Source organism: Actinomadura napierensis (genome assembly GCF_039529375.1).
Lineage (GTDB): Bacteria > Actinomycetota > Actinomycetes > Streptosporangiales > Streptosporangiaceae > Spirillospora > Spirillospora napierensis.
The window spans coordinates 41,877-55,309 of record NZ_BAAAMR010000071.1; the positions used below are offsets into that span (position 1 = coordinate 41,877).

The following is a 13,433-nucleotide window of genomic DNA, read 5'->3' on the forward strand; positions in this document are numbered from 1 at the left end:
TAATCCACCCGAACGGCACGCTCGCCGCTAGATTCTTCCCTCGGACCGGCCCGCCCACCCGCGGAGGAAGCGGCACATGGACCCGCAGACCGACGACCGGACCCACCCGCGGGACACCGGCGGGCACCCGCGGATCCCTCCCGAGCCCTTCTTCCGGCACGCGCCGCAGGCCGCCGACACGGCCGGGCAGCCGCTGCAGAGCGCCACCCGCTACCTGTCGGCCGCCGTCTACCTCGACCGGCGGCTCTGCGACCGGGTCATCGCCGAGTTCCTGGACGACGAGCACCGCGCCGTCGTGCCGTCCTTCGGCTTCGACCTCGGACCGGTGATCCTGCACGCCGTGCGGGCCCGCCGGTTCCGGCTCGTCCGCGACCTGGCGATCATCGCCGTGTTCGTCGTCGCGTGGATGCTCGTGCCGGCCATCGCCGCGCTCTACCTCCTGGTCACGATGCTGCTGCACGTCCCGTGGCGGCGGCTGCGGTGGCGGTGGCGGCTGGCGCTCGGCTGGTTCGCGGCCCTGAGCCTGCTGCCGGTGGTCCTGTTCGGGCTGCGGGATCAGCAGCAGGGCTTCGAGGGCTACGAGGAGCAGGACAACACCGGCTTCCTCGACTCGCTGCAGACCGACCACGTGCTGCTGACCATCATGCTGCTGTTCCTCGTGATGGCGACGGTCGTGTTCATCCACCTCGCGGTCGTCTTCCACGTCATGGCCCGCGACCTCGGGCCCGGCGCCTCGGGGCCCGGGCCGCGCTCGTACAGCGAACGGGTCCGGCTGGTGCTCGACCGGGTGCGGTCGGCGCAGCACGGCAACGTGACGCTCTACTCGGGCGCCAACCCCTTCATCGGCGCGGGCGACGTGACGGCGCCCTGGTCCCGCGTCTGGTCGATCGCGCTGGAGTTGGACCGCGCCGCGTCCGGGCCAGGCGCTGCGGACGGCGATGGGGCCTCCCCGAACGGCGACGCGGCCTCCCCGGGCCCCCGGCGGGTGGACGCGGTCACCATGCACGACCGCATCCGCACCAAGATCCTTCGGATGCGGGACGAGGCGCCGCCGCCGCGGCCCGGCGAGCCCGTCCCGGACCGGTCCCCGCTTCCCCCGAACGAGCGCATCACCGGGCTGGTCAGCGACGTCCACATCGTCGGCCGCGGCCGGTGCGGGCAGCGGCCCCGCCCCGTCGACGCGGTCAGCGGCCGCTGGTTCCAGGGGCACCCGCTGATCGACGCGACCGCCGGGGTCCCGTTCTCCGTCGCCTCGGCCGAGGCCGTCGAGGCGATGATGCGGCATCCGCAGGGCGACCTGCGCTGCTACCAGCGCATCACCGTCGCCGGGCACGGCCAGGCGATCGACGCGCCGGACGGCCGCCCCGTCGCGCCCGCCGAGGAGAAGGACGTCGTGCTCTCGGCGTTCGTCTACCTCGCGGTCGAGGGGCGCATGCTCTACGGGCAGTTCGTCACGACGGTCCTGCCGCCCGTCCGCGAGGAGTACCGCATCGTCGACCGCCTGCCCGACTGGGACGCGGTGACCCTGCTGTTCCGCACGCTGACCGAGAGCTGGCGGACCGTGCTGGCCGGCACGCTGCTCGCCTGGCCGCGGATGCTCACCACCTGCTGGACGATGGCCCGCAGCCTCGTCGCGGCGACCTCGTCCGGCAACCCGGCGCGCAAGACCTCGCACGACTACGGCGCGCGGATCAGCGTCCGCGAGCTGTTCGCCGAGGACGGCTTCGCGACGTTCGTCCAGGAGACGGACGTCGACAAGTACATGCGGCTGATCGAGCGGCGGGTGAACGAGGCGATCCTCGACTACCTGTCGGACGAGTGCGGGATCGACGTGTCGGCCTACCGGGCGCAGGCCGGCGTCATCCTGAACCAGGGCGTCATCATGACCGGCGGCACCGTCCACGGGCAGGTCGCGTCCGGACACAGCGTCGAGCAGCGGCAGACGCGCATCAACCCCTGACCTCGTGGAGGACGGCATGGCCCAGCACGGTGACCGGGGCATCAGCATCGGCGGGCACGCCAACGTGTCCGGCCAGGTCGCCACCGGCGACAACGTCACCCAGAACCAGCAGATCGCCGGCGCGGCCGGGTCGGACGTGACCGAGGCCCTCGCCCGCGTCGAGGCGCTGCTGGAGCGGCACGCCGCCGAGCTGCCCGAGGCGGCGCGGGCCCGCCGCGACCTCGCGGACGTCCACGAGGAGGCGCAGGAGGACGACCCGGACCCCGAGCGCATGGGCGGCGCCCTCGCCCGGCTCGGCCGCCGCGTCGCCGGCGTGGCGGCGCTGGCCGAAGCCGTCCGCGCCCTCGCCGCCGCGGTCGGCATGGGCGGCTGACCGGGGCGGGGCACCCTGGTTCCGTCAGGGGCGCGCCGCGTCGAAGAGGAGCAGGCGCAGCCATTCGATGAAGTGGCGGTCGCCCAGATGCGGGTTCCAGACCATGTCGATGCCCAGCCCGGGGAGCGGGAACGGGAACTCCTCGACCCGCAGGCCAACGAGGTCCCGCATCTCGGCGGCGACCCGGAAGCGGAGCAGGGCGACACCGCCGGCGCGTCCGACCAGGTACGGGACGAGCAGGAAGTCCGAGACCAGCTGGCCGACGCGGTAGCCGATCCCCTTGTCGTCGAGCACCGAGTAGGGGAAGGGCCGCCGCTCGGTGTCCACGACGATGTGCGGCTGCGTGGTCAGCAGGTCGAGCGCGCTCGCCTCCGGCGGCGTGTCCGCCGAGGCCACCACCACGATGCGGTCGTCGTACAGGCGCTCGCGCGGATGCGGCGACGCGAACCCCTCGGAGATCAGGACGGCGTCGACGCCGTGCTCGGTGAACGTGGACTCGGTCGGCACCGTGATCGTGCGCAGGCGCAGCGTCGCGTTCGGGGCCCGCTCCGCCACGAGCCGCCCCAGCCGGCCTCCGAGGACGAACGCCGTACTGGTGGTCATCGCGATGGTGATGACCCGGCGGTCCGTCGCCGGATCGAAGCCGGGGAAGGCGACCACGTCCGCGGCGTGCTGGAGCGTCGCCCGCAACGGTGCGATCAGCTCCATCGCGCGGGGGGTCATTGTGACGGCGTTCCCCTGCCGGACGAGGAGATCGTCGCCGAGCAGGCGCCGCATCCGGCCGAGAGCGTGGCTCATCGCGGGCTGGGTCAGGCCGACGCGCTCGGCGGCCTTGGTCACCGAGCGCTCCTCCAGCACCGCGAGGAGCGGCACCAGCAGGTTGAGGTTGACCGACGCCAGCCGGTCCAACCCGGAACCCGTGGTGCCCCCGCCGTCATCGCTCATCGCGACGAAACTCTACGCGGCGGCCTGATTCAAGCCGCGGTTCGGCTCACGCGGCGCAGCCGGGGGATCGGGATCCGGTGGTTCAGCGCCACGGCCGTACCGGAGCCGTCACCGTGGGACCAGCGCATCAGGCCCGGCCCGCCGGGCTCACCCTCGACGTACACCGGCTCTCCGTCCACCGGCAGATGACCCGCGGCCTTGAGACTGAGCCCGAACTGCTCGGTCCAGAAATACGGCTGGAACTGGAGCGGCGGCGCCTCATCTCCCCGCACGAGGGCGGCTGCGGCCACCTTCGCCTGCTCGATCGCGCTGCTCCACAACGGGATGCGCCGCAGGCCGTACGGCGTCGGGAACGCCGCAAGGTCACCGGCCGCCGCGATGCCGGAACGGACGAGCCCGCGCGAGTCGACCCGGAGGACGCCGCCGTCCGCCAGGCCCGTGCCCCCGAGCCACTCGGTGTTCGGGACGTCGCCGATAGCGGACACCACCAGCTCGGCCTCGACGGCGGTGCCGTCGTCCAAGACGGCCCGGGCGTCTCCCGCATCCCCCTCGATCCGGGCGGCGCCGGTCTGGACGATGGTGAGCCCACGTTCCACGGCCGCCGTGAGGAAGACGTCCGCCAGGTACGGTCCCAGCTGCGCGGTCAGGGGGACGCCCTGGGACACGAGCGTGACCCGGCAGCCCGCCGCCAGGCACGCCGAGGCGATCTCCATGCCGAGCGGTCCGCCGCCGACCACGGCGACCGGTGGACGGCCCACGAGCCGACCGCGCAGCGCCAGCGCGTCGTCCAGCCCGCGCAGGGTGAACTCACCGGGCAGGCCGGACAGCCGCCGTGCGCGGGAACCGGTGGCGATCACGAGCCCGTCATACGGGAGGTCGGAGCCGTCGTCGAGGCCGACGAGCCGGCGCTTCACGTCCAGCCCGCACACTCGGACCCCAAGGATCTCCTTCGCCCCGTGCGTCGCCGCCGGAAGCACGTGGGACGCCATGTCACCGCTGTCGAGCAGGAGCGCCTTCGACAGCGCCGGACGGCTGTAGGCCGCGTGCGGCTCGTCGCCGACGATGGTCAGCTCCCCGTCGAACCCGTTCGCCCGCAGCGCGTCCGCCGCGGTGAGCCCGGCGATTCCGTTGCCGGCGACGACGATCCGCCTGATCGGGGCGCTCACGCGAGGCGCAGGGCCGCGACCGGGCAGACCCGGACGGCGGCGTTGGCCAGCGGGGCTTCGGCGTCACCGATCTCCTCGCGGTCGAGGACGAGTTCGCCGTCGTCGTCAAGATGCATCAGCTGCGGCGCGGCCTCCTCGCACAGGCCGTGCCCCTCGCAGCGGGGGCGGTCGAGGACGATCTTCATGCGGGGAACACTTCCAGGACGGGGAGCTCTTCGATGCTCCGGGTGATGTTGCTCGGCACCCGCACTGCGGTGCCGACGACGAGCCGCTCGACGCGGCGCGCCAGGGCTTCGATGACCGCGTGGCCCTCCAGGCGGGCCAGCCCCTGCCCGGCGCAGCCGTGCGGGCCGTAGCCGAACGACAGGTGGTCGACCGGGTTGCGCTCGACCTGGAACACATCGGGGTCGTCGTAGTGGCGCGGGTCCCGGTTGCCGGCGCCGAACAGGATCGCGACCTTCGCGCCCTCCGGGATCAGGACGCCGCCGACCTCCACGTCGCGGGTCGCGCGGCGTCCCCAGGCGTGGACGGGAGCCCAGTAGCGGAGCACCTCGTTGAACGCGGCCGGCACCAGCGACGGGTCCCCCCGCACCAGCGCGAGCTGCTCGGGGTGCGCGGCGAAGAGCGCGACGATGTTGCCGATGGACGCGATCGTGGTGTCGACGCCGGCGCCCAGGTACTGGTGGATGATGTGGCCGGCGGTGCCGGGCGGGATGTCGCCGCGGGTCTCGGCCTCGAAGATCCCGCGTCCGACCGAGCCGGGCGCGAGGTCGTCGGCGGTGACGCCCGAGCACCACGCGTACAGCTCGCCCGCGATCGGGAAGCTCTCCTCGGTGCGCCGGTTCATCGGCCCGATGACCTGCATCGCCGCCTGGCCCCAGCGCAGCATGTTGGCGCGGACATGGCCGGTGAACCCGATGAGGTCCGCGACGACCTCCAGCGGGAAGGCGCGGGCCAGCGCGTCGATGGCCTCGAACGAGCCCTTGGCGGCCAGCTCCGCGACGAGCGCGTCGGCCTTGGCGGCGATCCCGTCCTTGAGCCCGCGCAGCGCCCGCGGCGACAGGTTCGCGGTCAGCGCCGCACGCAGCCGCGTGTGCATCGGCGGGTCCGAGGCGAGGGACGTGCCGGTCAGCGCCTCGTTGACCGCCGGGTTGAACCCGATGGCCCCGGCGGAGGAGAACGTCTCCCAGTTGCCCAGGGCGTCGCGGATCGCGTCGTACCTCGTGAGCGCGTACACGTCGTTCGCCGGGAGGTGGACGGCGGCGCCGAGATCGCGCAGCGCCGCATAGGACGGGTAGGGGTCGACGAGCACCGTGTCGTCGAACAGGTCGAGATCGGAGACGGGCGGGGCGGGATCGGTCATCGGCTTCACCTCGGGTCGGTCATCGTCGACCCAGTGAAGCGACCGGAGTCACATCAGGCAAACGCATGTTCGATATGGGCAGACATGAATCTGATGCATGACCAGCCTCGGTCGACAGACCGGTACGACGGGTCAGCCGTCAGATGTTGTCGCCGTCGCGGGCGGGCAGTCCGGCCTGCTGGGCGATGGGCGTCCAGTAGCCGATGAACTCGTTCTTGGCGTCCGACGCCTCCTGGTTGGCGCCCGCCACGTCGTCGTCGGACGGGCAGCCGGGCGCGACGTCCAGGTAGCGCTGGTTCGACTCGACCGACGCCTGAAGCGCCCGGACGAGCGCGTCCTTCATCGCGGTGCCGTTGTCGAGCGCGCTGACGTCGAGGGCGTTGGCCCGGTCGAGCTGTCCCTGGCGCTCGTCGTGGATGCGCTGCAGGCCCCCGGTGGTGCAGCCCTCCTCGACGACGGTGCCGAGTTCGGAGCGGGTCTGCGCCATCGCGTCCAGCAGCCCGTCGACCGCGCGGGCCTGCGTCGTCATGTCGCCGCTGGGCGAGTCGTCCGGCGAGGGGGAGTCGCTGGGGCTCTCGTCGTCGGTCGTGACGGGCTGCCCCGACGCCGACGACGCGGGGCCGGCGACGGACCGGGCGGGCTTGCCGGAGCCGCTCGGCCAGAACACGATGCCGAGCGCGACCACGACGAGCAGCACCACACCGGCCCCGATGAGGAGGAACAGCGCGCCGTTCCGCTTCGCGGGCGCCGGCGGCTGCCAGATGGCGGGCTCGGCCGCCCAGGGTTCCGGCCCGAGCTGCGTCGACGTCTCGCCCCACGGTTCCGCCCCGAGCCGCGTCGCGTGCTCCCCGGACGGCGGCAGGGGCGTGGTGTGGTCGGGCCGCCACGGTTCGGGCTGCTCAGGCGGGTCGGGAACGGGGACCCAGGGAGGCGGCAGCGGATCGCCGTAGCCGCCCCCGAAACCGCCCGGCGCGGGCCCTGGAGCGCCGGCGGACGGCTTCTCGAACAGGCCGCCCGAGGGGGCGGGCGGGACCCCGTAGTCGCGCGTGGTCTCGTCCTCCGCGGACGGGTCGCGGGACGTCTCCTCACCCGCGGCCACGGTATGGCCGGGACCGCCGGACGAGGCCGGGTCCACCGGCGCGTTGCAGCGCGTGCAACGGGGAAGCGCCGGATTGGTGTCGCTTCCGCAGCCCGGACACCGCATAACAGCCCCTTACCCCGTGAGGTGCATCGGTGACAAGATACTGCCCCATTCCCCGCAGCGGATGGGCCGCCCGCGGGTCGCAACCCGGTTGTGATCGGACGGTCACTCCCGCCCGGCCGTCACGGGCGCGACCGTTGTGCGCGCGGCCGTCCGGCGGTCACACCCGCTGCCAGCTGCGCGCCGGCTGACCCGTCTTCTTCGCCACCGGGTTCCACAGCGCGACGAACCGCTGCTTGGCCAGCGTCGCGCGCCGCTCGCCCTGCGCGCGGCCCGGCACGTGCGCGGCGTTCGGCTTCGGCTTGCCGTGGCAGTGCGCCCCGCTCTGCCGCGCCCAGTTCAGCAGCAGCTGGTCGACCTGCAACGACGCCTGCAGCGCCTGAGCCAGCGACGTTTGCAACTGCTCGCCCTTGGTCAGCTGGGCGACCTGGAGCTGGCGGGTCCGCGTCAGCTGGTTCTGGCGGCGCTGGACGGCCTGCTGGAACCCCTGGATCGCGGTCGGCATGTCCTTGCACTTGCCGGTCCGCGACAGCGCCCCGGCGAGGACGCGGCGGGCGTCGACGCTGGCGTTCAGCACCGCGCTCATCGCCTCGGCCTGCTCCTTCTCCTTGGGGCTGACCTTCTCGTGCTGCGAGACCGGCTTGGTGGACGACTCGGACGCCTTCGGCGACGCCTCGTTCTTGCCGCCGCCGGACGGCCACACGACGAACGCCACCGCGATGAGCGCCACGGCGACGAGGGCCGCGACACCGATGAGCAGCGGCTTGCTCGGCCCGCCGCCGGAGCGCGCCGGGGGCGGCGGGTAGCCGGGATAGGCGGGGTCGCCGGGGCCCATCGGGCTCATCTGCCCCATCGGCATGCCCTGCCCCATCGGGGCGCCGTACCCGTCCGGGCCGCCGGGGCCCATCGGGGGAGCGCCCATGACGGACGTGCCGCCAGGGTCCATCCGGGTCTGGTCGAAGCCGCCGCCTTGCCCGAAGTCCATCCGGGTGCGCCCGTCGAGCGGCGCCCCCATCGGGCCGGACGCGAGCCGCCCCGCGTCCGCGTCGAGCATCGTCGCCTCGGCTTGCGGCTGCGAGCCGGCGATCGGCAGCGGCGCGCCCCACGCCTGGCCGGCGGGCTGCTGCGGCTGCTGCTGCCCGTAGACCTGCGTGGCGTCCGCGGCCTCCTGCGGGTCGGGCTTGCGCGGCTGGGCGAACCACGAGTCCGGGACGATCGACTCGACCGGCGTCGGCGGCGCCTCCGGGGCGAGGGAGCGGCCGCCGATCCCGCCGGCGGGCGGCAGCGCCGGCGCGCCGGCCGCGGGCGGCGCACCGAGCGCCGGCTGCTCATACCCGTTCGCCTGCCCGGTGGCGCCTGGCTGCGCATTCGCACCCGGCTGCGCCTGCCCGTTCACGCTTTGCTGTGCCTGGCCGTTCATGCCCGGCTGTGCCTGGCCGTTCATGCCTGCCGGCACCTGCGGCTGACCGCCGGTGTCCGGCTGCCCGGCCCACATCGGCGGCGGAGGGAGGGCGGCACCGTTCGTGCCGCCGCCCGTGGCGCCGTGCCCGCCGCCGTTGCCGTTGCCTGCGGGCAGGGCCGGCATGCCGCCGGAGGGGGTGTAGCCCTCCGCGTCCGGGTCGAACGTCCACGTCGCGGTGGACTCCGGGTCGCCGGGCGGCGGGTTGGCGGACGCCCACGCGGGCGTCGGCGGCGGCACCATCATGGTCTTCTCGTCCAGCCCGGCCGTCCCGCCGAGCGCCGCGGAGCCGTCCGGCACCGGAGCCGGCAGCGGCCCGACCGAGTACACGTCGATGGGCGCGTCGCAGTTCGAACACTTGCCGAGCGTCCCGGGCGTGTGAGAACCGCACGTCGGACACTGCATCGCTCTGACCTCGCCTTGTCGCCGCTTGCCACGCTTCGCGAAACTCGGCCCGCCGGTTCGGGCGGGCGCCCTCCCCGCACATCTCCAGGGAACCCCGCAAGCCGGCGGGGCTCCGACAAAAGTAGTGGGTGATGGCGTTCGAGGGCGCGTGGATGGGAATCTGGACTCACCGCTAACGGGCTCGCACCGAATCACGACATCTCGGTGCCGGTCAAGATTGCCGCCGGTGGTTTACCGGGTCGCCTGTGAGGCTGCTCACATCTTAGGGCGGGCGGCGGCGCGCCGCCGGAGAACCGCGCATACCGGCCGCCGCGACGGGCCTGGCGCGCCGCGAGCGCTGCGCGCAGCGGCTAGGCTCGGAGCGGTTCAGGGCGCACCCGACAAGACCGCGCAGTCGAACGAGACAGGCGCATCCAGAGAAGACGGAGTCCATGAGCGATCTTCCGCTGCGTTCGCAGCTGGCCGTCGCGCTCGGTCGTACGGCCGCCAAGATGTCCCGGATGGCGGGCCGCGGGGACGGCTCGGTGATCGGCGGCCGGATCGGCCTGCGCCTCGATCCGGAGCTGCTCACCCGCCTCGCCAAGGACCGCAAGCTCGTCCTCGTGTCCGCCACCAACGGCAAGACGACGACGACCCGGCTGATCACCTCGGCGATGACCCCGCTGGGCGAGGTCGCCACCAACGCGTTCGGCGCGAACATGCCCACCGGGCACGTGTCCGCGCTCGCGTCCGCGCCCACCGCCCGCTACGGCGTGCTGGAGTGCGACGAGAAGTACGTCCCGATGGTGCTGAGGGAGACCGGCGCGAACATCGTCGCGCTGATGAACCTCAGCCGCGACCAGATGGACCGCGCCGCCGAGATCTGGCTGCTCGCCGGCAAGTGGCGGCGCGCGCTGGAGGCGTCCCCCAACAGCCACGTCATCGCCAACTGCGACGACCCGCTGGTCACCTGGGGTGCGTCGTCCGCCAAGAGCGTGACATGGGTCGCCGCGGGCCAGCACTGGCGCGAGGACTCCTGGTGCTGCCCCGAGTGCGGCGGCCCCCTCGACCGGCAGGACACCGACGAGGACAGCGACTGGGCGTGCCGGCAGTGTCACTTCCGGCGGCCCCGCCCCGACTGGGCGCTCAAGGGCGACCAGATCACCGGCCCGGACGGCCGCGCGTTCTCGCTGGCGCAGCTGTCGCTGCCCGGCCGCGCCAACCGGTCCAACGCGCTGATCGCGCTCGCGGTCGTCGCCCAGTTCGGCGTCCCGCCCGAGCAGGCGCTGCCGCTGCTGTCGCAGGTGCGGTCGGTCGCCGGCCGCTACACCACCGTCGAGCACGAGGGCCGCACGCTCCGGCTGCTGCTGTCGAAGAACCCGGCGGGCTGGCTGGAGGCGTTCGACGTCCTGCAGCCCGCGCCCGGCCCCGTCGCCCTGTCGATCAACGCGCAGGGCCCCGACGGCCGCGACACCTCCTGGCTGTGGGACGTCGACTACCGGATCCTGCGCGGGCGTCCCGTCTGGATCGCCGGCGAGCGCCGCATCGACCTCGCCGCCCGCCTCGAGGCCGCCGACGTCTCGTTCACCGTGGTGGACGACTTCGACCAGGCCGTCATGGCGGTCCCGCCCGGGCACCTGGACGTGATCGCCAACTACACCGCCTTCCAGAACATCCGAACGAGGTACGGCCGTGTCGTCTGACCGCATCAAGATCGTCTGGATCTACCCGGACCTGCTCAGCACCTACGGCGACCAGGGCAACACGATCGTCCTGGAGCGGCGCGCGGCGCTGCGCGGCATCCCGACCGAGACCGTGAACCTGCGCTCGGACGAGCCCGTCCCCTCCGACGGCGACATCTACCTGCTCGGCGGCGGCGAGGACCGCCCGCAGATCCTCGCCGCGCAGCGGCTGCTCGGCGACGGCGGCCTCGCCCGCGCCGTGCAGTCCGGCGCGGTGGTGTTCGCGGTCTGCGCCGGCTACCAGCTGCTCGGCCACGAGTTCGGCGGCGAGGAGGGCCAGCCGGTCCGCGGCCTCGGCCTGCTCGACATCAGCTCCGGGCGCGGCGAGCAGCGCGCCGTCGGCGAGATCGTCGGGGACGTCGCGGGCGAGCTGAACGTCCCGCGCATCACCGGCTTCGAGAACCACCAGGGCGTCACCCGGCTCGGCCCGAACGCCCGCCCGTTCGCGAAGGTCCTGCACGGCATCGGTAACGGCGACGGCTACGAGGGCGCCTACGCGGGCCGCGTGCTCGGCACCTACATGCACGGCCCGGCGCTCGTCCGCAACCCGGGCCTCGCCGACCTGCTGCTGCGCTGGGCCGTCGGCCGCGACCTGCAGCCCATCGACGACTCGTGGGCCGGCCGCCTCCGCGAGGAACGCCTCGCCGCCGTCCAAACCTGACCCGGCCGGCTGGCTGAGGACACCGGATTCCCCGGTGCGGCCCGGCCACCGGCGGGCTGGGGCTCGCCGTCGCGGCGGTGCCGCCCGCCGTGCGGGCCGACGTGACGTCGCACCCGGCCGTCGCCGCGGGCGGCGGTCCGGTGAACGTTCGGTTAGGGGGCTGGCCTCCGGGCCGCCGGGGTGCCAGCGTGGCGATCATGATCTGCTGCCGTCCCGGCCGCCGCGAGCTGCTGCGCTGGAGCGCGATCGTGGCGGGGGCGGGCCTGCTGCCCGCTCTCGACCCGCCTCCCGCGCGCGCCGCCGGCGCCGTCCGCCCGGTGAACCTCGAACTGGTGACGCTGACCGAGACGTCCGCCGTCCTCACCTGGTACACCGGCGCCGCGGGCACCGACGACGGGCTGGGCCGGATGGAGCCCGTCCCGTCCGACGCCGAAGTGGTCTACGGGACGCACCCGTCCCGCCTCACCCGCACCGCCCACGGCCCGTCGGGGACCCCGTACCACTACGTCGAGCTCACCGATCTGGAACCGGGCCGCACCTATTACTACAAGGCCCGCTCGAATGGCCGGACCGCCACCGCGACAGGGCTCGCGGCCGGCCAGGCCGCGGGCACTCCGCAGGACGACACGTTCGCCTTCACCACGCCCCAGCCGCCGCCGGGCGAGCACCTTTTCTCCATCGCGCTCTGCAACGACCTGCATCTCGGCGAAACGGTCGCCGGACTCGTCGGCCAGCTCCCCTGGATCAAAGGCATCTCGCAGATTCCCGGGCACCCGCCCTATCCCGAGATCATGGCGAAGGCGCTCATCGAGGACGCCCATGCGCGCGGCGCGGACTACCTCCTCGCCGCCGGGGACGTCTCCAGCGAAGCGGCCCCCGCCGACCTGCTGAAGGCCAAGAGCATTCTCGACGCGTTCGGCAACTACTTCGTCGCCCGCGGCAACCATGACCGCGCCCACGAAGGCGCCGCCTATTCCACCTGCACGGTCGGCGAGTACCAGGGGAACGACTGCTTCCAGGACGCGTTCTTCCCGTCCGGCCGCACGTACTACTCCCACGACCTGCGCGGCCTCCGCGTCATCGGCCTCGACACCTACGACAAGCCCGGCGACGGTGGCGACTCGGGCGGCCTTTCGGCCGAACAGCACGCCTGGTTCGAATCCGAGCTCAAGAAGGACCCCGACCGCCCCACCCTCGTCTTCGGCCACCACCCGGTCTTTACCGAGAACGACCCGCTGTCCATCACCGGCACCCATTCCCTCGACGCCGGCCAATCGCTCCGCATTCTCGGCGCCTACGCCCGCACCCCGGGCGTCTTCCTCCACCACGCGGGCCACACCCACCGGAACCAGCGCTCGGTGTTCCCGCTGGCGCCCCGCGTCGTCCAGCAGGAGGTGGGGGCCGTCAAGGAATACCCCGGCGGCTTCACCCTCGTCCGCGTCCACACCGGCGGCTACGCGCTGAACTTCTACAAGACCCACAGCCCCGAAGCCCGCGCGTGGAGCGAGCGCAGCCGGCAGGAACTGTCCGGGCTCTGGCCGCAACTGTCCCTCGGAAACCGCGTGACCGACCGCAATTCCGTCGTCCCCCGCGACCTGTCCGGCCTCAGAACCGCCGCGTAGCCCCCGGGCCGGCGGCGCAGCCCGGCGATCAGGGCGAGGCGTTGAGGACGTCGGCCGCCTCGTCGCGGGCCCGGTCCGGATCCGGGCGGCGTCCGCTCTACATGGTCTGGCGCGGGCCCGGGCGCCGACACGTCGATCTACTGGGCGGTCTACGACGGCGACGCGTGGGAGTTGCGCGGCGCGGTGCCCGGAACCTTCGCCAGGCGGCCAAGCGGCGGCCTGGCGCTGGCCTGGCGCTGGCCGCGACGGGAGCGTCCGGCGGGCTCGTGATGAGCTGGGTGGACGCCGTCGGCGACACCGCCTGTGGATGATCGCAGTGCGGGAACGGCCATTGGGGTCCTCAGCAGCCTTTCAGCGACCGTGTGGTGAACATCGACCTCCGTATGTCGCTCGCCTGAACCGGGGCTCTGATCGCCATTCCTGGAGCGACGCATATCATTGTCTTGCGGAGTTGGTGCACGGGGTATTCGGCTGTTAGTGGGAAGGGTGTTCGTGTGGTGGGGTGGCGCTGGCGTACGGGGCCGCCCCTCCAAAGTCAAGGGCGCCTTCGGCGTCGC

The 13,433-nt window shown here is 73.3% G+C and carries 11 protein-coding genes; 5 read left to right on the plus strand and 6 right to left on the minus strand.

Going from position 1 to position 13,433, the window contains the following annotated elements:
- Window positions 1-76: 76 nt before the first annotated feature.
- Entirely contained in the window at window positions 77-1,960 is a 1,884-nt protein-coding gene (locus ABD296_RS32400; RefSeq protein ID WP_344275920.1) for a hypothetical protein, read from the plus strand.
- A gap of 16 nt (window positions 1,961-1,976) precedes the next feature.
- The gene (locus tag ABD296_RS32405; protein WP_344275923.1) at window positions 1,977-2,333 is read left to right on the plus strand and encodes a DUF5955 family protein; all 357 of its coding nucleotides are present in this window, start codon (window positions 1,977-1,979) and stop codon (window positions 2,331-2,333) included.
- Window positions 2,334-2,357: 24 nt separating this feature from the next.
- Here the strand turns inward: ABD296_RS32405 and ABD296_RS32410 are convergent, their stop codons facing one another.
- The 6 genes from ABD296_RS32410 to ABD296_RS32435 all read right to left on the minus strand — a co-directional run bounded on the left by ABD296_RS32410 (window position 2,358) and on the right by ABD296_RS32435 (window position 8,872).
- On the minus strand, window positions 2,358-3,278 hold the full coding sequence (locus ABD296_RS32410) for a LysR family transcriptional regulator (protein ID WP_344275926.1): 921 nt from the start codon (window positions 3,276-3,278) through the stop codon (window positions 2,358-2,360).
- A 29-nt stretch (window positions 3,279-3,307) separates the two neighbouring features.
- The gene (locus tag ABD296_RS32415; RefSeq protein ID WP_344275928.1) at window positions 3,308-4,444 is read right to left on the minus strand and encodes an NAD(P)/FAD-dependent oxidoreductase; all 1,137 of its coding nucleotides are present in this window, start codon (window positions 4,442-4,444) and stop codon (window positions 3,308-3,310) included.
- Window positions 4,441-4,629, minus strand: coding sequence for a ferredoxin (locus ABD296_RS32420; protein WP_344275930.1), 189 nt, complete (start codon window positions 4,627-4,629; stop codon window positions 4,441-4,443). Before ABD296_RS32420 ends, ABD296_RS32415 begins: the two co-directional genes overlap by 4 nt.
- Entirely contained in the window at window positions 4,626-5,807 is a 1,182-nt protein-coding gene (locus ABD296_RS32425) for a cytochrome P450 (protein ID WP_344275933.1), read from the minus strand. Before ABD296_RS32425 ends, ABD296_RS32420 begins: the two co-directional genes overlap by 4 nt.
- Window positions 5,808-5,946: 139 nt before the next feature.
- A complete protein-coding gene (locus tag ABD296_RS32430) occupies window positions 5,947-6,906 on the minus strand; it encodes a hypothetical protein (protein ID WP_344275936.1) in 960 nt (319 codons plus the stop codon).
- 262 nt (window positions 6,907-7,168) lie between these two features.
- Window positions 7,169-8,872 carry a hypothetical protein gene (locus ABD296_RS32435; protein WP_344275939.1) on the minus strand — a complete coding sequence of 568 codons (1,704 nt, stop codon included), beginning with the start codon at window positions 8,870-8,872 and terminating at the stop codon, window positions 7,169-7,171.
- A 431-nt stretch (window positions 8,873-9,303) separates the two neighbouring features.
- Between ABD296_RS32435 and ABD296_RS32440 the strand changes: the two genes are divergently transcribed.
- The 3 genes from ABD296_RS32440 to ABD296_RS32450 all read left to right on the plus strand — a co-directional run bounded on the left by ABD296_RS32440 (window position 9,304) and on the right by ABD296_RS32450 (window position 12,876).
- Window positions 9,304-10,554: a Mur ligase family protein gene (locus tag ABD296_RS32440; protein WP_344275942.1), complete on the plus strand. Its 1,251-nt coding sequence runs from the start codon at window positions 9,304-9,306 to the stop codon at window positions 10,552-10,554.
- Window positions 10,544-11,254: a type 1 glutamine amidotransferase gene (locus ABD296_RS32445; RefSeq protein ID WP_344275945.1), complete on the plus strand. Its 711-nt coding sequence runs from the start codon at window positions 10,544-10,546 to the stop codon at window positions 11,252-11,254. Before ABD296_RS32440 ends, ABD296_RS32445 begins: the two co-directional genes overlap by 11 nt.
- Window positions 11,255-11,451: 197 nt before the next feature.
- Complete coding sequence (locus tag ABD296_RS32450; RefSeq protein ID WP_344275948.1) at window positions 11,452-12,876, plus strand: metallophosphoesterase; 1,425 nt, start codon at window positions 11,452-11,454, stop codon at window positions 12,874-12,876.
- Window positions 12,877-13,433 lie beyond the last annotated feature (557 nt).

Bases quoted from the DNA above. Each gene is read 5' to 3' on its own strand.
- ABD296_RS32450 (WP_344275948.1), top strand. From the start codon at position 11,452: ATGATCTGCTGCCGTCCCGGCCGCCGCGAGCTGCTGCGCTGGAGCGCG.
- ABD296_RS32425 (WP_344275933.1), bottom strand. From the start codon at position 5,807: ATGACCGATCCCGCCCCGCCCGTCTCCGATCTCGACCTGTTCGACGAC.
- ABD296_RS32440 (WP_344275942.1), top strand. From the start codon at position 9,304: ATGAGCGATCTTCCGCTGCGTTCGCAGCTGGCCGTCGCGCTCGGTCGT.
- ABD296_RS32420 (WP_344275930.1), bottom strand. From the start codon at position 4,629: ATGAAGATCGTCCTCGACCGCCCCCGCTGCGAGGGGCACGGCCTGTGC.
- ABD296_RS32435 (WP_344275939.1), bottom strand. From the start codon at position 8,872: ATGCAGTGTCCGACGTGCGGTTCTCACACGCCCGGGACGCTCGGCAAG.
- ABD296_RS32405 (WP_344275923.1), top strand. From the start codon at position 1,977: ATGGCCCAGCACGGTGACCGGGGCATCAGCATCGGCGGGCACGCCAAC.
- ABD296_RS32400 (WP_344275920.1), top strand. From the start codon at position 77: ATGGACCCGCAGACCGACGACCGGACCCACCCGCGGGACACCGGCGGG.
- ABD296_RS32410 (WP_344275926.1), bottom strand. From the start codon at position 3,278: ATGAGCGATGACGGCGGGGGCACCACGGGTTCCGGGTTGGACCGGCTG.